23 protein-coding genes are annotated in these 23005 nt (G+C 71.1%); 12 read left to right on the forward strand and 11 right to left on the reverse strand.

All coding sequences use genetic code 11. From position 1 onward, the window contains the following. Window positions 1-11: 11 nt before the first annotated feature. The 3 genes from ACQEVJ_RS24930 to ACQEVJ_RS24940 all read right to left on the reverse strand — a co-directional run bounded on the left by ACQEVJ_RS24930 (window position 12) and on the right by ACQEVJ_RS24940 (window position 1760). On the reverse strand, window positions 12-635 hold the full coding sequence (locus ACQEVJ_RS24930; protein WP_433104921.1) for an O-methyltransferase: 624 nt from the start codon (window positions 633-635) through the stop codon (window positions 12-14). 32 nt (window positions 636-667) lie between these two features. Continuing rightward, entirely contained in the window at window positions 668-1018 is a 351-nt protein-coding gene (locus ACQEVJ_RS24935; protein ID WP_433104923.1) for a hypothetical protein, read from the reverse strand. 202 nt (window positions 1019-1220) lie between these two features. Continuing rightward, the gene (locus tag ACQEVJ_RS24940; protein WP_433104925.1) at window positions 1221-1760 is read right to left on the reverse strand and encodes a PadR family transcriptional regulator; all 540 of its coding nucleotides are present in this window, start codon (window positions 1758-1760) and stop codon (window positions 1221-1223) included. A gap of 113 nt (window positions 1761-1873) precedes the next feature. On the opposite strand from ACQEVJ_RS24940, the gene ACQEVJ_RS24945 reads away from it, so the two are divergent. The 4 genes from ACQEVJ_RS24945 to ACQEVJ_RS24960 all read left to right on the forward strand — a co-directional run bounded on the left by ACQEVJ_RS24945 (window position 1874) and on the right by ACQEVJ_RS24960 (window position 5295). Further along, window positions 1874-2638, forward strand: a complete 765-nt coding sequence (locus tag ACQEVJ_RS24945) for an alpha/beta fold hydrolase (RefSeq protein ID WP_433104927.1) — start codon at window positions 1874-1876, stop codon at window positions 2636-2638. 124 nt (window positions 2639-2762) lie between these two features. Continuing rightward, window positions 2763-3950: a thiolase family protein gene (locus tag ACQEVJ_RS24950; protein ID WP_433112949.1), complete on the forward strand. Its 1188-nt coding sequence runs from the start codon at window positions 2763-2765 to the stop codon at window positions 3948-3950. Then, on the forward strand, window positions 3947-4624 hold the full coding sequence (locus ACQEVJ_RS24955; protein ID WP_433104929.1) for a 3-oxoacid CoA-transferase subunit A: 678 nt from the start codon (window positions 3947-3949) through the stop codon (window positions 4622-4624). The genes ACQEVJ_RS24950 and ACQEVJ_RS24955 overlap by 4 nt, the downstream gene beginning before the upstream one ends. Continuing rightward, window positions 4621-5295 carry a 3-oxoacid CoA-transferase subunit B gene (locus ACQEVJ_RS24960; RefSeq protein ID WP_433104931.1) on the forward strand — a complete coding sequence of 225 codons (675 nt, stop codon included), beginning with the start codon at window positions 4621-4623 and terminating at the stop codon, window positions 5293-5295. Before ACQEVJ_RS24955 ends, ACQEVJ_RS24960 begins: the two co-directional genes overlap by 4 nt. Here ACQEVJ_RS24960 and ACQEVJ_RS24965 read toward each other — a convergent pair. Next, window positions 5280-6656, reverse strand: a complete 1377-nt coding sequence (locus ACQEVJ_RS24965) for a sensor histidine kinase (protein ID WP_433104933.1) — start codon at window positions 6654-6656, stop codon at window positions 5280-5282. The genes ACQEVJ_RS24960 and ACQEVJ_RS24965 overlap by 16 nt on opposite strands. Window positions 6657-6997: 341 nt before the next feature. On the opposite strand from ACQEVJ_RS24965, the gene ACQEVJ_RS24970 reads away from it, so the two are divergent. After that, window positions 6998-7744, forward strand: coding sequence for an SDR family NAD(P)-dependent oxidoreductase (locus ACQEVJ_RS24970; protein WP_433104935.1), 747 nt, complete (start codon window positions 6998-7000; stop codon window positions 7742-7744). A 9-nt stretch (window positions 7745-7753) separates the two neighbouring features. On the opposite strand, the gene ACQEVJ_RS24975 is transcribed toward ACQEVJ_RS24970, so the two are convergent. Continuing rightward, entirely contained in the window at window positions 7754-8173 is a 420-nt protein-coding gene (locus tag ACQEVJ_RS24975) for a hypothetical protein (RefSeq protein ID WP_433104937.1), read from the reverse strand. A gap of 109 nt (window positions 8174-8282) precedes the next feature. On the opposite strand from ACQEVJ_RS24975, the gene ACQEVJ_RS24980 reads away from it, so the two are divergent. After that, entirely contained in the window at window positions 8283-8846 is a 564-nt protein-coding gene (locus ACQEVJ_RS24980) for a hemerythrin domain-containing protein (RefSeq protein ID WP_433104939.1), read from the forward strand. A 175-nt stretch (window positions 8847-9021) separates the two neighbouring features. Here ACQEVJ_RS24980 and ACQEVJ_RS24985 read toward each other — a convergent pair whose 3' ends face one another. The 4 genes from ACQEVJ_RS24985 to ACQEVJ_RS25000 all read right to left on the reverse strand — a co-directional run bounded on the left by ACQEVJ_RS24985 (window position 9022) and on the right by ACQEVJ_RS25000 (window position 13970). Further along, complete coding sequence (locus tag ACQEVJ_RS24985) at window positions 9022-12021, reverse strand: M48 family metalloprotease (RefSeq protein WP_433104941.1); 3000 nt, start codon at window positions 12019-12021, stop codon at window positions 9022-9024. Further along, window positions 12018-12494 carry a hypothetical protein gene (locus tag ACQEVJ_RS24990; protein ID WP_433104943.1) on the reverse strand — a complete coding sequence of 159 codons (477 nt, stop codon included), beginning with the start codon at window positions 12492-12494 and terminating at the stop codon, window positions 12018-12020. Before ACQEVJ_RS24990 ends, ACQEVJ_RS24985 begins: the two co-directional genes overlap by 4 nt. 188 nt (window positions 12495-12682) lie before the next feature. Further along, window positions 12683-13312 carry a DedA family protein gene (locus tag ACQEVJ_RS24995; RefSeq protein ID WP_433104945.1) on the reverse strand — a complete coding sequence of 210 codons (630 nt, stop codon included), beginning with the start codon at window positions 13310-13312 and terminating at the stop codon, window positions 12683-12685. Between the two features lie 103 nt (window positions 13313-13415). Then, entirely contained in the window at window positions 13416-13970 is a 555-nt protein-coding gene (locus ACQEVJ_RS25000; RefSeq protein ID WP_433104947.1) for a TetR/AcrR family transcriptional regulator, read from the reverse strand. A gap of 213 nt (window positions 13971-14183) precedes the next feature. Here ACQEVJ_RS25000 and ACQEVJ_RS25005 point away from each other — a divergent pair, with 213 nt between their 5' ends. The 3 genes from ACQEVJ_RS25005 (at window position 14184) to ACQEVJ_RS25015 (ending at window position 17008) form a co-directional block, all read left to right on the forward strand. Beyond that, a complete protein-coding gene (locus ACQEVJ_RS25005) occupies window positions 14184-15389 on the forward strand; it encodes an NAD(P)/FAD-dependent oxidoreductase (protein ID WP_433104949.1) in 1206 nt (401 codons plus the stop codon). Window positions 15390-15555: 166 nt separating this feature from the next. After that, a complete protein-coding gene (locus ACQEVJ_RS25010; RefSeq protein ID WP_433104951.1) occupies window positions 15556-16767 on the forward strand; it encodes a cytochrome P450 in 1212 nt (403 codons plus the stop codon). A gap of 40 nt (window positions 16768-16807) precedes the next feature. Continuing rightward, the gene (locus tag ACQEVJ_RS25015) at window positions 16808-17008 is read left to right on the forward strand and encodes a ferredoxin (RefSeq protein ID WP_433112952.1); all 201 of its coding nucleotides are present in this window, start codon (window positions 16808-16810) and stop codon (window positions 17006-17008) included. 731 nt (window positions 17009-17739) lie between these two features. On the opposite strand, the gene ACQEVJ_RS25020 is transcribed toward ACQEVJ_RS25015, so the two are convergent. After that, the gene (locus tag ACQEVJ_RS25020) at window positions 17740-18999 is read right to left on the reverse strand and encodes a YncE family protein (RefSeq protein WP_433104953.1); all 1260 of its coding nucleotides are present in this window, start codon (window positions 18997-18999) and stop codon (window positions 17740-17742) included. An 81-nt stretch (window positions 19000-19080) separates the two neighbouring features. On the opposite strand from ACQEVJ_RS25020, the gene ACQEVJ_RS25025 reads away from it, so the two are divergent. Together ACQEVJ_RS25025 and ACQEVJ_RS25030 are read left to right on the forward strand one after the other, a co-directional pair. After that, the gene (locus tag ACQEVJ_RS25025) at window positions 19081-19770 is read left to right on the forward strand and encodes a TetR/AcrR family transcriptional regulator (protein WP_433104955.1); all 690 of its coding nucleotides are present in this window, start codon (window positions 19081-19083) and stop codon (window positions 19768-19770) included. Between the two features lie 92 nt (window positions 19771-19862). Next, complete coding sequence (locus ACQEVJ_RS25030) at window positions 19863-20666, forward strand: tRNA(His) guanylyltransferase Thg1 family protein (RefSeq protein WP_433104957.1); 804 nt, start codon at window positions 19863-19865, stop codon at window positions 20664-20666. Between the two features lie 54 nt (window positions 20667-20720). Here the strand turns inward: ACQEVJ_RS25030 and ACQEVJ_RS25035 are convergent, their stop codons facing one another. Beyond that, the gene (locus ACQEVJ_RS25035; RefSeq protein ID WP_433104959.1) at window positions 20721-21818 is read right to left on the reverse strand and encodes a LacI family DNA-binding transcriptional regulator; all 1098 of its coding nucleotides are present in this window, start codon (window positions 21816-21818) and stop codon (window positions 20721-20723) included. 277 nt (window positions 21819-22095) lie between these two features. On the opposite strand from ACQEVJ_RS25035, the gene ACQEVJ_RS25040 reads away from it, so the two are divergent. Continuing rightward, window positions 22096-23004 carry a carbohydrate ABC transporter permease gene (locus ACQEVJ_RS25040; protein ID WP_433104961.1) on the forward strand — a complete coding sequence of 303 codons (909 nt, stop codon included), beginning with the start codon at window positions 22096-22098 and terminating at the stop codon, window positions 23002-23004. The last annotated feature ends 1 nt before the right edge of the window (window position 23005 follow it).

Here is a 23005-nt window from a genome sequence, read left to right on the forward strand (position 1 = left end):
CACGACCCGGTTCAGTGATCCGCCGGGCCGGACGTCTCGGCGAAACGACGAGTGGCCACGAGCGCGGCCAGATCCGGCGCGAGCCGGAGTTCGGCCGCGTCCAGGTCTGGGTGGTCGAGCCAGTGCATCCGCGCCTGGTCGACGGCGCCGTCGAACCGCGGCGGCCAGTGCCGGGCCGGGGTCAGGTCGTCGATGACCAGCGTGCCTCCCGGCCTGAGCAGCCGGTGCGGATCAGCCGGCTGCTCGCCGCTCTTGCCCTGGCCGCCACCATCGAGCACGAGCAGGTCATACGGCCCGTCCCGATAGATCTCCCGCCAGTCGCCACAGATCACCGAGACCTGCGGATGGTCGAGGAAGACCTGGGCGGCCAGGGACGCTCGACGTGCGTCCCGTTCGACACTGACCAGCCGGGCCCCGGGCCGGGCGCCCGAGACCAGCCATGCCAGGCCCACACCGCACCCGGTTCCGGTCTCCCCGATCAGCTCGGCCCCGGCCGCCATGGCGTACAGCAGCCGTCCTTGCTCAGGCCGGCAGGAAGGAGCGAAGCCCGCCTGCCGGGCCACCTGGAGCGCACGCTCGACCAGTGGAGGCAATCCCGCGAGATCGGCATATGCCGCCGTACCGCCAACCGACATCGCCCCAGATTAGGCCGGCCGTCGTCGTTTCCCTAGTAGAAGCAGGCACGGCGGGGAAGCTTGCCGGACGCCTCGATGACGACCGTCTTGTGGCGTGAGCTGTTCGGATCGTTGATCCACATGGTGAGGCGCGGGTATTCGTGGGCGCACACCCGCTTCTCGCTCTTCTTCAGGTGCTTGAACTGGTAGATCACCCGCTTCCAGTTCTTCTGAGGGGTCTCGATCATCCATCCCTCGCCACTCTGCATCTCTCCCATGCAGTTGCGGATCCCCTGACACGGGCTGCTGTAGGTCGTCGCGGCGTCGGCGGGCCGGGCGGCCGACGGCTGCGCGATCAGCGCGGTCAGGGCGACGGCCACGCGCGCGGCGAACTTCCTGGTCACGTTTGCTGTCCTCACGATGGGTCTTTCAAGGGTCGTCATCACATCGACCGCGCCAGCTTGACGCGTCGCCCTTGTGATCCGCTTGAGGATCGTTGCAGCCCCGCACCCCCGCCTCGCGCGGGCCTTGGAGCGGCGGGTCCGCCTTACGCCGGCAGCGCGGACGGCCTGCAGAGCACCGCGCTCCAACTCGGCGGCGCGGGTCCTAGCCCTGGTCCTGGTCCTTCAGGAGATGGTCGATCGTCGCCCGCAGCCAGCGGATCTCCTCACGGCTGGTGGCGGTGGCGATGGTGAGCAGGCCCTGGCGGAACGGGTCGTCGAAGTCCGCGGCACGCAGCGGCCGCCCGCCCTCCCAGAAGAAACTGGCCGGCTGCGTCAGGAACGTGAGCCTGCGCCGAAGAACCGCCGCCTGTTGGGCGGGATCGCCGAGATGGCGGAGAAACGCCAGCACCGTGAACCAGCGGTTCTCGTCGGTGATGAAGAGCTCGCCGGGTTCCCGCAGGCGGCGCAGGAGTTCGGCCCGGCCGCCCGGCGTCAGGATGAGCACGTGCCGCGGAGCCGCGGCGGACCCCGGCCGGGTCTCCCGGATGAGCAGGCCGGCTCGTTCCAGCCGCTTGATGGCGGGATACAGGGTGCCGTCGGCGATCGGGCGCACGTGGCCGGTCAGGGCGGCCACGCGGGTGCGCAACTCGTAGCCGTGGAGTTCCTCCTCGTAGAGGAAGCCGAGGATGGCGAGCTCCAGCATGTCCGTCCTCTTGTCGCGCCTGCCGTCTTACGAACGCTGCCGTCGCGGAAACATACCAAACCCGACTGCTACCATCCTGTCGATATACCTCGATGTCTAGGTAAGGAGTTGCCATGCGCGCGGCACGGGTGCGTCCGGACGGCACGACCATCCGCTGGGTGGAGCTGCCGGGTGCCGAACCGCCACGGGTGTACGTACACGGGCTGGGCTCCTCCTCCGCGCCCTACTACGCCGAAGCCGCCGCCCATCCGGCGCTCGCCGGGTTCCGCAGCCTGCTGGTGGACCTTCTCGGGTTCGGCATCAGCGACCGGCCGGACGACGCCGCCTACACCCTCGAAGAGCACGCCGATCTGCTGGCGGAGGCGCTGACCCAGGCGAAGGCCGTCCCGGCCGACGTCGTCGCGCACAGCATGGGCGGAGGGGTCGCCATCCTCCTCGCGGCCCGGCACCCGCACCTGGTGGAGCGGCTCGTCCTGGTCGACAGTCACCTCGACCGCCACACGTACGATCCGGCGTCGGCTTCATGGAAGATGGCCGGCTACGGCGAGGAGGAGTTCGTCGCCGAGGGGTGGGAGCCGGTTTCGGAGCTGGCCGGGCCGCACTGGACGGCGACGATGCGGCTGGCCGGCAGGCGGGCGCTCTACCGTTCGGCCGTGGACATGCTGAACGACACGCGGCCCACCATGCGTCAGACCCTGCTGGGCCTCCGGATCCCCCGGACGGTGCTGTATCCGGCCGCCGGGGGCCCGTTGCCCGGAGAGGCCGAACTCGTCGGCGACGGTGTACGGGCCGTGCCCATCCCCGACTGCGGCCACAACATCATGATCGACAACGTCGACGGCTTCGCCCGCGCCGTCTCGGACGCGCTGGCGCGCTGATCACGCCGCCGCCGGCGCGGGTCCGCGCCCGTCGGCGCACCGGCGGCGCGTCGACCCCATGGACTATGCTCGTGGTGTTCGCAACATGAACCTACGTTCGCATCGCGAACAAGAAGGGAACGTCATGGGCTCGGCCTTCGTCTACGCCGCGGCGCGTACGCCGTTCGGCAGGTTCAACGGCGCGCTCGCGGATGTCCGGCCGGACGACCTCGCGGCCACCGCGTTACGCGGCGTGCTGGCAAAGCTCCCGCGGCTGGATCCGGCGGAGATCGGCGACGTCGTGTGGGGCAACGCCAACGGCGCGGGTGAGGACAACCGCCACGTGGGCCGGATGGCCGTGCTGCTGGCCGGGCTGCCGGTGACCGTGCCGGCCACGACGGTGAACCGGCTGTGCGGGTCGAGCCTGGACGCCGCCATGATCGGCTCGCGGACCGTCGAGAGTGGTGACGCCGACGTCGTCGTCACCGGTGGCGTGGAGTCGATGACGCGGGCCCCGTGGGTGCTGCCCAAACCCTCCCGGGCCTTCCCCGCCGGCGATGTGACCGCGGTCTCCACCACGCTCGGCTGGCGGCTGGTGAACTCGCGGATGCCGAAGGAGTGGACGGTGTCCCTCGGCGAGGCCAACGAGCAACTCGGCGAGAGGTTCGGCGTCTCGCGCGAACGGCAGGACGCCTTCGCCGCGCGGTCCCACGTGCTGGCCGACGCGGCCTGGAACGACGGCTTCTACGACGACCTGGTCGTCCCGGTCGACGGTGTCGACCTCGCCCGGGACGAGGGCATCAGGCCGAGCTCGACGCCGGAGATCCTCGCCGGATTGAAGCCGGCCTTCCGCCCCGGCGGCACCATCACGGCCGGCAACGCCTCCCCGCTGAACGACGGCGCCTCCGCGGTCGTGCTCGGCTCGGAGGCCGCCGCGGACCGAGTCGGCGCCGACCCGATCGCCCGCGTCGCCGGTCGCGGGGCCTGCGCGCTCGAACCCCAGATGTTCGGGTACGCGCCGGTCGAGGCCGCCAACCAGGCGCTGCGCCGCGCCGGCATCGGATGGGACGACGTCGGCGCCGTCGAGCTGAACGAGGCGTTCGCCGTCCAGTCGCTGGTGTGCCTGGACGCCTGGAAGGTCGATCCGGGGATCGTCAACACCAGGGGCGGCGCCATCGCCGTCGGCCACCCCCTGGGCGCCTCCGGCGGCCGCGTGCTCGGCACGCTCGCCCACGTGCTGCGCGAACGGCGCGAGCGGTGGGGCCTGGCCGCCATCTGCATCGGCGTCGGCCAGGGCCTGGCCGTCGTGCTCGAGAACGTGAGCGCGTCATGACCGCCGTGTTCACCGACCCCCACGAGGCGGTCGCGGGCATCGCGGACGGCTCCACCGTGCTGATCGGCGGCTTCGGCATGGCCGGCATGCCCGTACGGCTCATCGACGCGCTGATCCGGCAGGGCGCCACGGACCTGACGGTGGTCAGCAACAACGCGGGCAACGGCGACACCGGCCTGGCGGCGCTGCTGGCCGCCGGGCGGGTGCGCAAGATGATCTGCTCGTTCCCACGCCAGAGCGACTCGTGGGTCTTCGACGGCCTCTACCTCGCCGGGAAGATCGAGCTGGAGGTCGTCCCGCAGGGCACCCTCGCCGAGCGCATGCGCGCGGCCGGGGCCGGGATCGGCGCCTTCTACTGCCCGACCGGGGTCGGCACGCCGCTGGCCGAGGGCAAGGAGACCCGCACCATCGACGGCCGCGACCACGTGCTGGAATACCCGATCAAGGGGGACGTCGCCCTCATCAGCGCCCACGTCGGCGACCGGATGGGCAACCTCGTCTACCGCAAGACCGCGCGCAACTTCGGGCCCGTCATGGCGACCGCCGCGACGCTGACGATCGCGCAGGTGCACCACGTGGTCGAGACCGGCGGGCTGGACCCCGAGGCCGTGGTCACCCCCTCCATCTACGTCGACCGGATCCTCGACCTGAGCGCGACGGAGGCCACCCAGTGAAGACCCTCGAACACCTCGACCGTGGCCCGCTCGGCCGCGACGAACTCGCCGCCCTCGTCGCCCGGGACATCCCGCCCGGCTCCTTCGTGAACCTCGGCATCGGCCAGCCGACGACGGTCGCCGACCATCTCCCGGCGGACTCCGGCGTCGTCCTGCACACCGAGAACGGCATGCTCGGCATGGGGCCCGCCGCCCACGGCGACGAGATCGACCCCGACCTCCTCAACGCCGGCAAGATCCCCGTCACCGAACTGCCTGGCGCCTCCTACTTCCACCACGCCGACTCCTTCGCGATGATGCGCGGCGGCCACCTCGACGTGTGCGTGCTCGGCGCCTTCCAGGTCTCCGAACGCGGCGACCTGGCCAACTGGCACACCGGCGCCCCCGACGCCATCCCCGCCGTCGGCGGCGCCATGGATCTGGCCACCGGCGCCAAGCAGGTGTTCGTCATGATGACGCTGTTCGCCAAGGACGGCACGCCCAAGCTCGTGCCCCGGTGCACCTATCCGCTCACCGGGCTCGCCTGCGTGAACCGCCTCTACACCGACCTGGCCGTCTTCCACATCGGCCCCGAGGGCGTCACCGTGGTCGAGACGTACGGCACGAGCGTGGCCGAGCTCGCCTCCCGGCTGAAGGTCACCGTACGCACCCTCGATCATGTGGGGACGTGAGTCCTGGGGCCATCCTGAGTGGCGGCCACGCCCGTCCTCGCGTCCGGGGTCCGCGGCAGCATGGGGACGCGGAGCACGAATCGGGTCCCGCGCGGGGCGTCCTCGATCGTGAGGGATCCGTTGTGGGTTTTGGCGGTCTCGCGGCAGATGGCGAGACCCAGCCCACTGCCGCCGGGGTCGCGGCGCCGCCCGTCCGCGAGGCGGACGAAGGGTTCGAAGACCCGCTCGCGGTCCTGCGGGGCGATGCCGTCGCCGTCGTCCTGAACGGCCAGCACGGCATGATCCCCCGCCCGTTCCACCGTGACCTCGACGCGGGAGTGGGCATGCCGCTGCGCGTTGGTCAGGAGGTTGTTCACGACGCCGATCAGGTGCAGCCGCACACCCTCGACGAGCAGCGGATCGCCCGTGCTGTGCAGCGTCACCGGTGTGCCGTGCGACCGGGCGGCGACCTCGTCACGCACCAGCGCGGTGAGGTCGAGCGGCTGGGGGCGCGACGTGGCGGCGTTCGTGAGCCGGGTGTAGGCCAGCAGCTCGTCGATGATCGCCTGGAACCGCTCCGTCGTGCGCATCGCGGTGCGGATGGTCTCACGGGGGTCCACGTCGTCGGGGTAGGTGAGCGCCTCGTCGAGCTGGATGCGCAGAGCGGCGACCGGGGACCTGAGCTCGTGGCTGGCCAGGGAGGCGAAGCGGCGCTGATAGGTGACCGCTTCCTCCAGCCGTTCCAGGTACTGGTTGGAGGTGCGGGCGAGCTGGGCGATCTCGTCGTCGCCGGGCGATTCGGGGACCCTCAGCCGCAGGTCGCTGCGGGTCGCCTCGCGCACTCTCTCGCGGATGGCCGTCACGGGCCGCAACGTCCGGCCCACCACCAGCCAGGTGGTCCAGGCGGCGACGGCGGAGACCAGTAAGACCGCGGCGAGGATGCCGAACTCCAGCCTGTGCCCTGCCAGGATCCACGGCTGCACGGTCGCGGCGTACAGGAAGTGCGGCTCCCCCGCCCACAGCACGTCCGCCGCCTGCGGCAGGATCCGCATGGCCGTGACCAGAAGGCAGTGCCCCTCGGACGGGCACTCGGTGAGATACCGGACGCGATCGCGGATCGAAGGCCGGATGTCACTCAGAGGCGGCCTGTTCGCCGCGGCGCGGGTGGCCGCCTCCACCCGCCCCTTGGAGTCGACGAGCTGGAGGAACTCGACATGATCGACCGGGTAGGGCTGGGGTATCCCGCCGGGCCGCATCGACGAGACCCAGGCGATGCCGACGCGCTGCGTCTCACCGAACGCGCGATCTTCGACCCGGCCGCGCGCGCCGAGGTCCAGGCTGATACCGATCACTGTGAGGACGATCAGGGACAGGACCCCCACGGTGAGGGTGTATCGAGTGCGGATGGAGTGGGGACGCAGTCTCAGTCGTCCGGATCTCACAGCCCTCCCTCCCGGTCGACGCGGAGCTGCAGGGGCAAAGCACCACGATAAGTCGGCAAAATTCACACAACAGGTACATATGACGCTGTCTTTGCCGAGAAACACCCATCGCTTTCCTTCGAACCGCCGCATCGCCAAGCCGTGCGCTCGATCACCCGTCCTGTTCCATGACCCGGCAAACAACGCGGCTCTCTCCTCCAAGGGGAACCAGCGGCTGCCCGACGTCCGCGGAACGGCACTCGCCTCGATGATCGGGACAGAAGGGACGCTAGTCTCCCCCTGTGAGTAAGCGAGCAGTCCTCGTCACCGGCGCGTCGCGCGGAATCGGACGGGCGATCGCGGTGGCCTTCGCCGCCGCCGGCGACCGCGTGGCGATCCATCACCGCGGCTCCCCCGAGCTGGCCGAACGGGTCCGTGCCGAGCTGCCGGGAGAGGGCCACGCCGTCGTCCAGGCCGACGTCGCCGACCCCGCCGACGCGCGGCGCGTGGTCGAGGAGGCGGCTGCCGCACTCGGCGGCATCGACGTCCTGGTCAACAACGCGGGGGTCTTCGTGCACCACCCGATCGCGGAGACCTCCTACGAGGAGTGGCAGGCGGTGTGGCGCGAGACGCTGGCCGTCAATCTCGTCGGACCGGCCAACGTCATCTGGAACGCCGTACGGCACATGGCTCCGGGCGGCAGGATCGTGAACGTCTCGTCGCGCGGCGCGTTCCGCGGGGAACCGGAAAGTCCCGCCTACGGCGCGAGCAAGGCGGGACTCAACGCGCTGGGCCAGTCGCTCGCCATCGCCCTGGCGCCCCTCGGCATCGCCGTGGCGACCGTGGCGCCCGGCTTCGTCGAGACCGACATGACCAACGAGCATCTCAAGGCGCCGCGGGGCGACGAGATCCGCGCGCAGAGCCCGTTCGGGAGAGTGGCCAGGCCCGAGGAGATCGCGGCCGCCGTCCTGTATCTGGCGTCACCTGACGCCGAGTGGGCCAGCGGCACGATCGTCGATCTGAACGGCGCCTCCTACCTGCGAAGCTGAGCCGGACGGTCAGTTGGGCGACCAGTATTTGACCAGGACCTTCTCCAGCCTGCTCACGACCGGTTGCCAGGTCGGGGGCAGGGCGTACCGGGTGGCCCGGTGCCCCTTGTAGGCCAACCGGTAGGCGATGAAGTCGGCCCCCGGCGGCCGGGACTCGGAGCGCCCGAGCCGCAGATGCTTCAGTGAGCCGCGCAGGGCGCGCCACTCGGCTGTGGTCAGGCATTTGCGGACGGTGGGCCCGGTGCGGCGGCTCAGCACCGCGCAGCCGTCCGTGTAGACGGCCACCCGGTTGCGCAGCCCGGCGAAGCCGCCCTCCTCCCGCAACTCCACGACGAGCTTCCTGTGCGCCGTGGCCGCCTCGGCGGGAGCGGTGACGGCCAGCACGGGCAGGGCCGCCAACGGCAGCAACGCGATACGCGAAATCCTCATGCTCTCTATGACGCATCACGGCGCCCTTCGGCTCAAGGAAGACGTCAAGGTGTAGGGCAGCCGATGCCGGGCAGGCGGGTCCGAGTCTCCGAGTCGAAAGGTGACGACAGTGACCACTGCTACAGAAAAGGACGTCATCGACCTGCTGCTGGCGCAGCACAACCAGATCAAGACCATGTTCGCTGAGGTCGCCGCCGCGCGGGGCGAGCGCAAGCGCGAGCTGTTCAACGACCTCGTACGGCTGCTGGCGGTGCACGAGAGCGCGGAGGAGCAGGTCGTGCACCCGTCGGCGCGGTCGAAGGCGGGAGACGAGGTCGTCGAGGCCCGGCTGCACGAGGAGGACGAGGCGAAGCACGCCCTGTCCGACCTGTACGGCCTCGGCGTCGACCACCCCGAGTTCGACTCCCGGCTGGCCGCTCTGGAGAAGGCGGTTGCCGACCACGCCACGCACGAGGAGCGGGAGGAGTTCCCCCGGCTGCGTCAGGAGACGTCCCCGGAGCGGTTGCGCCGCATGGCCGGCGCGGTCCGGGCCGCCGAGGCGATCTCGCCGACGAGGCCCCACCCGGGTGCCGGCGAGTCCGCGACCGCGAACCTGCTGGTCGGCCCGCCGATGGCCGTGTTCGACAAGATTCGCGACGCCGTGCGGGACTGGCGGCAGTCGAACAAGGACTGACCCCACCCGGCTCGGTCCGGCACGAGAGCGGCACGAGAGCGGCACGAGAGCGGCTCGGCAAAGGGGCCGCTCCGGCCTGACCTCGAGGTGACCCGGACTGGCGTCCTGATGCTGATCGAAAGCCTCTTCGGCGGCGGCAGACCCGTGGCGGTCCTGCGGAGTGTCGACCTGCGCCTCAGAGACGGGGCTGAGGCGGCTCCGCCGGCTCGCCCTTGTAGACGGGGTCGGATGGGTCGTCGATGATCGCCTCGATCCGTTTGGAGACGTCGGTGGCCTTCTCTGCCGCGGCCAGGAGTCCGAGCATGGACCTGCGGAACGCGTCGACGTCCGTGTGGTCGGCGGCCTGTGTGCACTTCGGACCCGCGCTCCGGGCGTCCAGTCCGAACTGGTGCCAGGATGCCTGCGCGCCCGGGTCGGGGACCTGGAAGTAGACGGGTTCCCAGGCGGCCACGTTCATCATGTTCTGGCACGCTGGTCGCACCTTGGCCATGAGATCGGCGGTGATCTCCAACTGGTGGTCGCGCACCGCCGAGCGTAGCTGGGTCGCCATCCAACTGCCGTTGCGGGCGGCGTTGACGAGGAGGTATCGGCCGCCGAGCCGATACCAGGCGTGGACCTGCCGCCGGCGCATGTCCTGCGATACCGGCAGGACCGGCAGCCCCGCCGTCTGCTGGAAGGTGGTCTGCGCGGCGACTGTCACCAGCTGCGCCTTGCTCGCGAGCTGCGTCTCGGCGTCGCCTGCTATCAGCGCGGCCGCGGTCGCAAGAGCTGCGCACGGTATGCCGACCGCTGACAGCATCGCGCCGGCGTACCGTCTTCCGGTGCTGCCGTGCGAGGTGGTCGCGACCTGCTGAGGCGCCGGTGTGCCGCCCTTCGCGCGGATCGACCGCCGGGCAAGGCGGAACAGGGCAGCCGCTGCCGTGGCCGCCACCGCGGTGACCGGGGCTACGAGCAGCGTGCTGCGCGCGACGAGGTCGAACGTGCCACCGCCCTGCAGTTGCCGCCAGGCGGGACGCCAGGCGCAGCTGTCGTTGAGGACGCTCAGTGGTTGGATGCATCCGTCGACGGAGATCAGCGCGGTCGCGGCGCCCAGGCCGAGCAGCGCGCCGATTCCCGTGGCGATGAGCGCGGCCGGGAGCCGGAACCGGGCCGAGGCCGCCGCGGCCAGGGCGGCGACGAGTGTGCCGGCGGCGATCGCCCACAGTGACCAGATCGCGTAGCTGAAGGCGTACATGCCGCCGCGTTGTCCCGGTCCGGCGTGCAGGGTGTGCAGCCATGCCTGGACTCCGGCGACACCGACGGTGGCGACGACCGCTCCCATCAGCGCGGGCGCGGTGGCCTGCCGCAGCGTGGGCGCCTGCCATACGACGGGAGCAGTGGTGTCCGCCGCCGCGCGGTCGCCGCCGGCGGCGTCCCGTGAGCGGAGCCAGCCGGGGCCGCGTCCGGTGGTGCGCGCGGCCCACAGAGCGAAAGGCGTGACCCAGGCCGCGACGGCGGCGGCCGGGGCCACCGGCTGATACGCCGCGTATCGCAGCACGACGATCGTCTGGGCCATGACGGCGGTCGTGTCCGGGTGGGCGGTGCCCACACCGGGAAACCAGTGCACGATTATCGACCGCAGGCCCTCAGGGTCGAACCAGAATCCGGTGGCGTACGTCGCCCCGTAGTAGTTCCACCAGGCGAACCATGCCGAGAGGATCAGCCAACCCGCGATCAGACAGAGCGCCAGCGGCCATCGCAGCGACCGGCCCGGCCAGGACGCGGCGGCGAGGCGAGCGCACTGAGAGGTCCAGCACGTCAAGGCGACCGCGAAGGCCACGACCAGCACCAGCACCCACCATCTGCCGGGCAGCCACAGGCTCCAGGTGGTCTGGCCGCTGATCAGCGATCCGGCGATCAGCCCCAGGCCCAGCCACAGCCCGGCCCGCACACCCGCGGGAGCCGGGCAGCCCAGCACGGCGGCGCGGACCACCGCCCGCCACAGCACTGCTGTGGCGACCGCTGCGACCACGGCAGCCGGAACGGCGGCGAGGCCCTGCCCGAGCCAGTCGCTCAGGATGGCGACGTGAGGCGCGATATGCCCCATCAGGTGGAAGTTCATCAGCGTGGCGCTGGCGCCGGTCAGAAACATCAACAGTGGACTCACCGCGAAGAGCGGCGCCGGATCGTCGAGGGTGTCACGGCGGATCTCCCACCTCGGGTGGGTGCGCACCTGGTCCAGCAGGAGGCTCGCCAACCGGTGCAGGCGCGGGTGCCCGGCCGGCGTGGGCATCGCGGCCCACACGTGCTCCAGCGGCGCGCCCCACCGGCTGGCCGTCAGGTCGGCATACAGCTCCCTGCTGCGCAGCACGTCCGCACGGGCGAAGCGCATCACTATGGCGATGACCACGGGAACGGCCAGATAGCGCATGCTCACCGCGGTGAGCGCCGGGCCGGCGCCGGCCGCGATGCCGAACACCCCAAGCCCCGACCACCACAGCAGGAACGGGGTGATGACCAGCGCGATGAACGTCCGCCACAGGGCGACGGTGGCGTGCGTGATCGTGAGATCCCGGTTGGCGACATGGCCGAGCTCGTGCAGGACAACGGCGTCGAACGTCCGCGGGTCGGTGGTGCGGCAGGCGACCAGTCCGCCGTTCAGAAGCAGCCGGGGGCGGCCGTTGGTACCGAATACCGCGGCGCTCCTGGTAGCCGCGGCCGGCGCCATGAACAGTTCCGGCACCTGCGCGACGCGGCCCGCGGCCAGTTCCTCGACGCGCGCGGCGATCTCAGAGCCGCCGGGAACGAGGTTCAGGCGAACGCAGCGGCCGCGACGCTGCTTCGACAGCGGCAGCAGGACGGTGACTGCGGCTGCGGCGGCGACGACCACCGCCGGCCCGGCCAGGATCTGCCACATCGGTGGAGGCGGTGCATACCGGGCCACGCATGGCAGAAACGCCAGCGCCTGCCCGACCATGCGCGTCGCCGCCGCCACCGCATGAGCGGCGTCGAAGTCGATGCCGGCCGCCAGCTCACACCCCAGGTAGTCGCCAGGGCGGAGGGCGGACAATACCGGCACCAGCAGGTAACCGCTGGCGGCCACGAGCAGGAGCAGCAGCAGAGCGAAGCGGGAGTTCGTGCCGGCGCCGAGCATCCGTTCGTCGAGCCTGGCCCGGCCAGGCTCGACGGTGGTCACCGCGTCTCCCTCACATCGGCTTCACCATGGGACTCGCCCGGCTCGGCCAGCGCCAGGGCGGCGACGACGCCGTCGGCGATCCGCTTGGCCCGGCTCGGCGACAGCCCCGCCTCGGCGGCCGCGTCGAGGACCGTCCGCCTGACCATCGCCTGCTGCTCGCGCGTAAGGGGAGGGATGACTTCGGGCTTCGCCTTCCGGCGCCGAATGCGCCGCCACAGTGACGCCGAGCCGCGCGCCGCCTTCTCCACGGCTGCGTCGGTCAGCTTCTGGCGGGCGCTTTCCAGCGCCAGCCACAGCAGCGGAGCCACCAGCGGAACGACGTCGGCGAGTCCGAAGCCGAGCGGGTCACGCCCGTGCCTGCGCCGCCGCAGCCGGGCCAGCACCTCGGCATCGCTGTAGCGCAGCAGCCCCTCGACCACGACCGCTTCCTCCGGCGCGCAGTCGGCCACGACCCTCCGTACGACATCACGCACCAGAACCTCAGCAGAGCATTCGGGCTGTGTGTTCAACGTCCCATCCCTGTGGAAGTTCGCTGACTTCGGAATCGGCCCCCTGGGCGTGATGCTACAAGCGCTGATCGACCCGCATGCCGTGATCCGGGAACCCCTTCATACGATCTCGGCCGAGCGGCTGTCGCTGCTATAGGCGCGGCGCGAGGGGCTCAGCGGCCGGACTTCCCGCGCTCGCACGAGCCTCTGCGGTGCCGCCGGACGCGCCACACGACCAGAGCGGTCACGACGACCGCGGCGAGAACGGCCGCGACCACACCGCCGACGGCCGACTGCACCTGCTCGTACGCCTCTCCGGCGAAGAAGCCCAGGAGGGTGTAACCGACTCCCCAGAGCACCCCGCCCAGGACGTTGAACAGGAAGAACCGCCGGTAGTGCATGCGCGACACCCCGGCCAGGGTCGGCATCATGGCGCGGAGGAACGCGACGAACCGAGCGATGAGCACCGCCTGGGGACCCCATCGGCGGATCAGCGCCTGGGCCCTCTCCACGCGGTCGCGACGGCGGCGCAGGACCCCTACGTCCAGGATGCTGGGGCCGAGGCGGCGGCCGATGAGGTAACCCGCGCTGTCGCCGGCTATGGCGGCCAGCGTCACCACGAGCCCCAGCCAGTACACCGACAGCCTGCCCTGGCTGGCGAGCACGCCGCCCAGCACGGCGGCCGTCTCCCCCGGCACGACGAACCCCACGAACAGCGCGTCCTCGGCGAAGACCAGCGCGGCCACGACCGCGTAGAGCACCGTGCCCGACAGGCCCCAAAGCCAGTTGATGATCGCGTCCACCCGTCCTCCATGCGGCCCCTCCGTTGTCGTCTCCCCCAGGAGGTGCGCTTACGCGCGCCGCACGGCCGAGCGTGGTTCGCTCAGTTGCCGCGGGATCGCCCGGTTAGGCGTCCATGCCCTTGCGCAGCAGGGCCCACGCCCGTGCGGCGGCGACGCGCCGGGCCGGCGCCGGTCTCATGGTGAGGACCGCGGCGAACATGCTGACGGCCAGGATCAGGTCCTCGGTGGTGAGGTCCGCGCGGACGTGCCCCGCGCGCCGGGCCGCGGCGAGCTTGCCGTCCAGCAGCTTGGCCACGCGGTCGCGTACGGCGATGGTCCGCAGGTCGTCGCCGGACGCGCTGACCATCTCGATGAACGCGGTCGATGCGATGGTCTGCTCGGTGATCAGACTAAGCAGGTCGTCGAGCGTCGAGCAGGGCTCGGCGGCCAGCGCCTCCAGTTCGGCGACGCCGTCCTCGAACACGGCCAGGGCGAGGCTGGTGCGGTCGGGGAAGTGCCGATAGAGGCTGCCCTGGCCGACCCCGGCGGCGCGGGCGACCGCGCTGAGCGGTGCGTCGTAGCCCGCGGCGGCGAACACCTCCCGGGCCGCGGCGATCAGCGCCGCCCGGTTCCCCGCCGCGGCGCTGGGTCCCCTGTTCGTCCGGCGCGCTACAGCCATGTGGCCAGGATAGCAACCGGACATCAATGTCCGATTCCTCGACATCTCACCAACCTTTACTCGACATATCACTGTCAAGCGGGCTACGGTGTTCCGGACAAAGTTGTCCGGTTGAACCCGGTCGTGGGCGTCCCCCCGAGCCCCTGGCCGGCGCCACCGCCGCCGGTCTCATCAGCGAATCGGAGGGAACGCGATGAACACGCTGGGGCAGTCGTGAACCGGGTCGTGATCGTCGGAGCCTCGGCGGGCGGGCTGGTCACCGCCGAGGCGCTGCGCAGGTCCGGCTACCGAGGCGTCCTCACGCTCGTCGGCGACGAGCCGCATCCGCCGTACGACCGGCCGCCGCTGTCGAAGCAGATCCTGACCGGGGAATGGGAGCCCGGCCGGCTGCCGCTGCGGCGGGAGGACGACATCGAGGCGCTGGACCTCGACCTGCGCCTGGGAGTGGCCGCGACCGGGCTGGACGTGGCCTGGCGGGCGCTGGAACTGGCCGACGGCGCCCGCGTGCCGTACGACGGGCTGGTCGTCGCGACCGGTGTCCGCTCCCGTCGGCTGCCGGGAAGCGAGGGGGTGGCCGGGATGCACACGCTGCGCACCCTGGACGACGCTCTCGCGCTGAAGGCCCGTCTGCGTCCGGGACGGCGGCTGGTGATCGTCGGCGCCGGGTTCGTGGGAGCCGAGGTCGCCGCCGTCGCCCGCACCCTGGGGGTGGAGGTGACGATGCTGGAGGCGGGCCCGGTACCGATGGCGCAGGCCGTCGGCGAGCAGGCGGGACGGTTCCTGGCCGGGGTCCATCGCGACCACGGGGTCGACCTGCGCACCGACGCCGCCGTCCGCGAGGCCGTCAGCACCGGCGGCGCGGTCAGCGGTGTGCGGCTGGACGACGGGACGGTCCTGCCGGCCGACGACGTGCTTGTGGCCATCGGCTCCGTGCCCAACACCGGCTGGCTGGAGGGCAGCGGGCTCCCCCTGGCCGACGGGCTGGTGTGCGACGAGTTCAGCGCCGCCGCACCCGGCGTGTACGGCGCGGGGGACGTCGCCCGCTGGCACAACCCCCTGTTCGGCACGGCCATGCGGGTCGAGCACCGCACCAACGCCGCCGAGCAGGGCATGGCCGTGGCCCGCAACCTGCTCTCCCCCGAGGCCCGGCGGCCGTTCGCCCCGGTGCCGTACTTCTGGTCCGACCAGTACGGCATGAAGGTCCAGGCGTACGGGCACCTGCGCGGCCACGACGAGGCGGTCGTCGTGGACGGCGACATCGCGCAGCGGCGTTTCCTGCTCGCCTACCGCACCGGCACGCGGCTGACCGGAGTGCTCGCCGTCGGCATGCCGCCGAAGACCCTGCGCACCTGGCGGGCCATGATCGCGGCCGGCGCCGCCTGGGCGGCCGCCGTGAGCACGGTCGCCGCCCGCCCCTGAGACGCCCCGCCCCTGAGACACCCGCCTCTGAGACACCCGGGAGTTTGCATGCAGACGGGCACCGGCAAGACCGGCCTTCACGCTTCCCCGGGCATACGTGAGGGGCGCCGTCCTTCCGATCCGGAGGGTGCACGGCGACCGACCATCCATACACAGGAGATGCCGAATGAGTGTCAACGACCAGGTCCTGAGCTACCCGATCCCCAACGACGCGGCGCTTGACCCGCCCGCGGAGTGGGCCGAGTTGCGCACCCAATGCCCGGTGGCCCACGTCACGCTGCCCAGCGGCGACCGGGCGACGCTGCTGACCCGCTACGAGGACGTCAAGCAGGTGCTGGCCGACCCGCGCTTCACCCGCCAGCTCAACGCGCCAGACGCGGCCCGCCTGTCGGCGGACGGCGGCGGGGTGTTCAGCAGCGAGATGGCGACGATCATCCCCGACAGCGGCGAGGAGCACCAGCACTGGCGGCGCCTGGTCGGCAAGTGGTTCACCGCCAAGCGCATGAACGCCATGCGGCCGGCGATGATCCGGATCGCCGAGGATCTCATCGACGACATGGTCAAGCGCGGTGCGCCGGGCGACCTCAGGGCGAGCCTCGGTTTCCCGCTGCCGGTCTACGTCATCTGCGACATGCTCGGCGTGCCCGCCGCCGACCGGGACCGGTTCTCCTACTGGTCGGACACGCTGCTCAACCTCACCCGCTACGGCAAGGCCGAGATCGAGGCCGCCCAGGGCGAGTTCTTCCAGTACATGTCCGACCTCGTCGCCGCCAAGCGCGCCGAGCCCGGCGACGACCTGCTGAGCGAGCTGATCACGGCCGGAGGCCCAGAAGACGGCGGGCTGTCCGACATCCAGATCCTGGTCACCGGCATGGCGCTGCTGGTCGCCGGGCACGAGACCACCGCCAACATGATCGGCAAGATGGTCTCCATGCTGCTGGCCGACCGCTCCCGGTGGGAGCGGCTGCTGGCCGACCCGTCGCATATCCGGACCACGGTGGAGGAGTCGCTGCGCTTCGACGCCAACTCCGGCTTCGGCCTGCCCCGCTACCTGAACGCGGAGACCGAGGTCAGCGGGACGGTCCTGCCCCGCGGCACGACCGTGGTGTGCAGCATGGCCGCCGCCAACCGCGACGAGACCGCCTTCGACGACGCCGCCGAGATGGACCTGACCCGAAGCCCGAACCCCCACCTGGCCTTCGGCTCCGGCGCCCACTCGTGTCTGGGGCAGGCGCTGGCCCGCACCGAGCTGCAGGTCGTCCTGGAGGTGCTGCTGCGCAGGCTCCCGACGCTGGAGCTGGCCGTGCCCGTGGAGGAGCTGGAACGCGTGGAGGGACTGGCCGTCGGCGGCCTGCGCGAGGTCCCGGTCCGCTGGTGACCCCTGACCACAAAGACTCGATGGCAAGGAGGACATGGACATGAAGGTCATCGTCGACGAGGAGAAGTGCTGCGGCGCCGGCCAGTGCGTGTTGATCGCACCGGAGGTGTTCGACCAGCGCGACGAGGACGGCATCGTCGTCCTGCTGGAGCCCGAGCCCGCCGAGGACCAGCACACCGCGGTCCGCGAGGCCGCCGCCGTCTGCCCCGCCGCCGCCATCCAACTGGACGAGGACGCCTGAGTCCCCCCGCACCCGTGAGTCGGGAGCGTGCCCGCGTCTGCTGAGGCAGGCGCGCTCCCGCGGGGGCACCCGAACGGCCGTCGCCGAACCAGCAGGATCGCCCCCGCACTGGACAGCTCGTGATCAAGACCGCATTGTCGTCACATGACCATGGATGCGGATCCGGCATCGCCCGGCTCGCCCAAACCGTCGGTGCTCGTGACATTGCGGGTAGCGCAGATCGCGGGCGCGTGGATCGTCGGATCGTTGCTGCTCGCGTGTGTGGTCCCCGTCGTGATCCTCGGCACGCTCATGGTGGGGATGGTGGGTTTCGTACTGTCCGCCCTTCTGCTCGCGGCCGTGGCGGCCTGGGTGCTGGCCGGGGTGGCCCGGTTGACCGCGGGCGCGTCGCCGATGACCGCTACGCCCGGCCGGTGTGTCGGCTGGGGCGTCCTCGTCGTCACCGGAGGCGGCGTCTGCTGGATCGCCTTGGGAGGGATGTACTCCACCCACGTGGGCCCGCTGCACCTCCCCAGCGCGGTCACCGCGGTCGTCACCGGGGTCCCCTTCGCACTGGCCGCAGCGCTGCTCGCCGGCGGCCGGACTGCGCTGGTCTCTCTCGTGGTCGCGATCGCGCTCGTGGTGGCCGCCGTGGTCGCCGTCCGGCTGTCGGACGGGCACGGATCGGGGAGCCGGGCGAGCGCGACCGGTGGTGCCGGGACGGGGCGGCCCGTCCCGGCACTCACGGGGGTTCAGCCGGCGGCCGGAGGGGTCCAGCCGGCCGGGATGCGGGCGATGCGGACGCGCTGCGGGTGGTCGCCGACCGGCACCGAGGTGATCTTCTGCCCGGTCGCGAAGTCGATGGCGGTGACCCGGTCGGCGCCGCTCTCGGAGATGACGCAGGCCCGTCCGTCGCCGCTGACGGTGGCCCAGTAGGGCTTGGACGCGCTCACCAGCGGGCCCTCCTGCAGCGTGGCCCGGTCGACGACGGTGGCGTAGTCGTCCATCGTCCCGGCGACGCAGAGCTTGTCACCGGCGGGGTTGATCGACAGCCCGTGGTGACGGGAGTCGTTGACCCAGGTGGTGCGGTCCTCGCTGGTGGCCGGGTTCTTCGGCAGGGTCTTGATCCGCGTGATCTTGTCGGTGGCCGTGTCGTACTCGGCGAAGCCGTTGAAGAACGAGACCTGGAAGTACAGCTTCGACTCGTCGGGCGTGAAGATGGCGGGCCGCACCGCGTCCGACAGGTCCTTGCGGCCGAAGGCGTCCAGCCGGCTCCGCATGTCGACGGTCCTGACGACCTTGTACGTCGAGGCGTCCGCGATCGTGATGTGGCGGTCGCCCTTCAGCCAGTCCTGGGACGGGCTGTCGAAGTCGTTGTCGACCTCGCCGATCGACATGTTCCAGATGTATCTGCCGCCGCCGGTGAAGATGTTCTCGTGCGGCTTGTCTCCGGTGCCGAACGAGCCGAGCTGCCTGCCGGTGTTGATATCCAGGACGTGCACGGTGTTGGAGGTGGAGGCCGACACCGCGACCCGGGTGCCGTCGGGCGACACGGCCATGTGGTCGGCGCGGAAGCCGGAGACCGGGAACCGCCATCTGACCGCGCCGGTGGCCAGGTCGATCGACACCACGTCGGCGAAGCTCGGGCGTGAGACGACCATGGCCGTGCCGTCCGGGGTGGCGTACATGTCGTCGACGAACTGGTCGTGGCCCTCGCCGGGCCCCTGCCGGATGCCCAGGAAAAAGGCCAGCTTGACGGGATTGAGGTAGATCTCGGCCAGCCGCCGGGCCTTGTCGGGGATGACGTTGATCCGGCCGATCCTGGCGAAGCTCCCGCTCGACTCGATGACGTCCGCGGTGCCGTCCCAGTTGTTGCCGACGAACATCACCTCGCGCAGTCCGTCGGCGGCGCTCGCGGGACCGGCGGGAACGCCGCAGACGACGACGCCGGCGACCGTCACGGCGGCGGCGAGCAGGGATCTGCGCCAACGTGCGAGGGCCGGAGCGTGCATGTTCTTCCTCCGGGGGGTGGGAGGTGGGCGGAGATGGAGCATGGCCGGCCCAAAATTCATGCAAACGGAGCGGAGGACGCGGTGGCGGGCAGGATCACCCCGGCGGCGGGCTGGTACGGCGGCAGGTCGGCGGCCGAACGGCAGGCCAAGCGCCGCAGGCGCTTCCTGGAGGCGGGCCTGGACCTGTTCGGCGCCGGCCCCGGCTACCGCGCGACCAGGATCACGGACGTGTGCCGGGCCGCGGGCCTGTCCAGCCGTCAGTTCTACGAGGAGTTCCACACCCTGGAGGACCTGCTGGCCGAGCTGCACCTGTACGTCAACGACGTCGCCCAGCGGGCCGTCCTCGACGTCCTCCCCCAGGTGCGGCACCTGGAGCCCATCGACCGCTGCACCCGGCTGTTTCGCGCGTACGCCGCCGGGGCCACCGCCGACCCCCGCCATACCCGCATCGCGTCCGTGGAGATCATCGGCGTCAGCCCCCGGCTCGACCGCCAGCGCCTGGACCGCCGCGCCCGCTGGATCGACTTCCTGTGCGAGCAGCTGGACGACGCCGCCAGCCGCGGCGAGATCCCCTCGCGCGACTTCCGCGTCACGGCCGCCGCGTTCATCGGAGCGATCAACGGGCTCATGCACGACTGGGCCGTGGGCTGGGTCGACGCCACCCTCGACCAGATCGTCGACGAGCTCCTGCTGATGCTCCTGGGCAGGCTCCAGGTCACCGATGAACAGGGCGACGGCGAGGCCGGCCCTGCCTCACACGGGTCGCGATAAGCAGTGGCGGCCCCTCCCCCGCGGCGTGAGATCCTGCATCACCCACCCCACCCCGAGACCGGCCAGGCGGCGAAGGCCAAGGAGACACCGGCATGAGCGACAAGACCGCGCTCGGCGACCGCATGAAGGCCTACGAGCGCGCCACCAGGAGTGTGCTGCCGCGCCGGGCGTACACGATCCTCCGCGTCGACGGGCGGGCGTTCCACACCTTCCTCCGCGACGCCCACCGGCCGTTCGACCATGCGGTCATGGACGCCATGAACGAGGTCGGCAGGGCGCTGTGCGAGGAGATCACCGGCAGCGTGTTCGCCTACGTCCAGTCCGACGAGTGCAGCGTCCTCATGACCGACTTCGCCGCCCCGTCCTCGCAGCCGTGGTTCGGCGGCGTGACTCAAAAGATCGTCAGCGTGGCCGCGAGCATCGCGACGATCGCGTTCAACGAGGCGTACGCCACCGGCGGCGCCGACGGCCGGCATGCCACGTTCGACGCCCGCGCGTTCACACTCGCCGACCCGTTCGAAGTCGCGAACTACTTCCTGTGGCGGCAGAACGACTGCGTGCGCAACAGCATCACCATGGCCGCACAGGCGAAGTTCTCCCACCGGGAGCTCCACGGCAGGTCCACCGGGCAGATGCAGGAGATGCTGTGGTCCGGCCACGGCGTCAACTGGAACGACTACGACGCCGGCGCGAAGCGGGGCCGCGTCGTCGTCCGGGAGACCGGCCAACGCGAGGTCGGCTACCGGGACGGCCGGACGGGGAAGGCGGAGACGATCCTCGCCGTACGGTCGTGGTGGGAGGCGCAGGCGGCACCGCGCTTCTCCGCTGACCCCGCCGGATGGCTCGCCGGCGTGATCCCCGCCATGCCGTCGCTGAGCGCCGGGAGGACCACATGACCCCCGTGCCGGCCGCTTGCCGACCGGCACGCCCGGCCTCCTCGGGAGGCTGCCTCAGGTCCGGGTGCGCGGCGGCGCGGTGCTGTCGCGGACGACCAGGCGGGTGGGGACGAGGTCGGTGCCGGGCTGCGAGGTGCCGCCCTCACGGATCTGCCGCAGGGCGCCCTGGACGCAGCGCCGGCCGACCTCGGCGAAGTCCTGGTGGACGGTCGTCAGCGGAGGGACGAAGCAGGAGGCGTCGGGGATGTCGTCGAAGCCGACCACGCTGACGTCGGCGGGGACCGCCCTCCCCCGCTCGTGGAAGGCGCGCAGCAGGCCGAGTGCCATCTGGTCGTTGGAGGCGAACACCGCCGTGCAGCCGGGTTCGCCGGCCAGCGCCAGCCCGGCGGCGTAGCCCGACTCGGCGGACCAGTCGCCGTGCAGCGGCGGGGGCACAGGACGCCCTGCCTCCTCCAGGGCCAGGCGCCACGCCTGCGCGCGGCGCTGACTGGCGAAGGACGTCTTCGGGCCGGTGACGTGCCAGACCGTGTGATGGCCCAGGTCGAGAAGGTGGCGTACGGCGAGCCGGGCGCCCTCGGCCTGGTCGGTGTCGACGACGCTGTAGCGGTCTCCGGCGTCGGAGTCCACGACGACCACGTGGACGCCCGGAGGAAGCGTCACCGTGCCGGCGTCGAGGAGGTGGATCTCGATGATCACGATGACGGCGTCGACGGCCAGCTCGCCCATCCGGGTGAAGGCGCCCAGCACGTTGTCCTGGGTGGGGATGCCGATGGGGATCAACGTGATCGCGTAGCCCTCGGCCGCGGCGTGGGTGGCGATCGCCTCCACGGTGCGGCTGTTGCCGGTCGACGCCAGCCCGAAGAGGATCACGCCGATCGTGTTGAACTGCCCGTACCGCAGCGCCCGGGCGGCGCTGTTGGGGCGGTAGCCCAGCTCCCGCATCGCCGCGAGCACCTGTTCGCGGGTCGCGCCGACGACGCCCGGATGGCCGTTGGCGACCCTGGAGACCGTCTGCGACGAGACACCCGCGAGCCTGGCCACGTCGGCCATGGAGACCCGCTGCTTGCGGCGCCCGCCCGGGATGCCCGAGCCGCCCCGCTGCGCGCCGCCGATCGGCGCCGGGACCTGCCGGGCCCGGCCGTCCGGATCCATTCCTGTGTCGCTCCCGCCTGCTCGCCCCCGTCGCCGGAGATCGTACGCCGCGATCCGACCGGCTGTGACGTGGGGAGCCCTTGACCTCTCGTAGGACGGGTGCCACCATACCGCAGCAGAAGTTTACGTAAACATAACCTCGGCGACTCGAGAAATCACCCTCCGCAACGACTGAGCCGTGCTCGTTCGCTCGCGATGTTCACGTAAACATGCTCGCGATGTTCACGTAAACAGGAGAGTCACGGCCGGTAACCACGCCGCGGAGAGGAGCGAGCCGGTGGTCTCGGAAGGGTATTCGAACGGTCGGGGGGTCTGGGCCGCCAGACGCCGGTCATGGGTCGGCTGGCAGTTCGTCGGGCCGTTCATGGCGGTCTTCGCGCTGGTCTTCCTGGCCCCGATCGCGTACTCGGTCTACCTGAGCCTGTTCCGCACCCGGCTGATCGGCGGGACGTCCTTCGTCGGCGCGGACAACTACCTGAAGGTCCTGCAGGACCCGCAGTTCTGGTCGGCGTTCGGGCGCGTCGCGCTCTTCCTGGTCGTCCAGGTGCCGATCATGTTGTTCCTCGCGCTGCTGATCGCGCTCGCGATCGACAGCGGCAGGCTGTACGGGTCGGCGTTCTTCCGGATCTCGGTGTTCCTGCCGTACGCGGTGCCCGCGGTCGTCGCCACGCTGATGTGGGGCTTCATGTACGGGACCAGGTTCGGCCTGATCGGCAACATCGACGAGGCGTTCGGGATCTCGCTGCCCGACCCGCTGTCGCCCGACCTGGTCCTCGCCTCCATCGGCAACATCGTGACCTGGGAGTTCGTGGGCTACAACATGCTGATCCTCTACTCGGCGCTGAAGGTGGTGAACCCCTCGCTGTACGAGGCCGCCGCGCTCGACGGGGCCGGCCAGCTCCGGATCATCTGGGCGATCAAGCTCCCCGCCCTGCGCGGCGCGCTGCTGATCGCCACGATCTTCTCGATCATCGGCAGCTTCCAGCTGTTCAACGAGCCGAGCATCCTCAAGACGATCGCGCCGAACTCGGTCACCACCTACTTCACGCCGAACTACTACGCCTACTCGCTGTCCTTCGCGGGCCAGCAGTTCAACTACTCGGCGACGGTCGCCATCGTCATGGGGATCATCACGATGATCGTCGCCTACCTCGTCCAGCTGCGCGGCATGCGGAAGGCGGTCTGAG

Source organism: Microbispora sp. CA-102843 (assembly GCF_050936215.1).
Taxonomy (GTDB): Bacteria; Actinomycetota; Actinomycetes; order Streptosporangiales; family Streptosporangiaceae; genus Microbispora.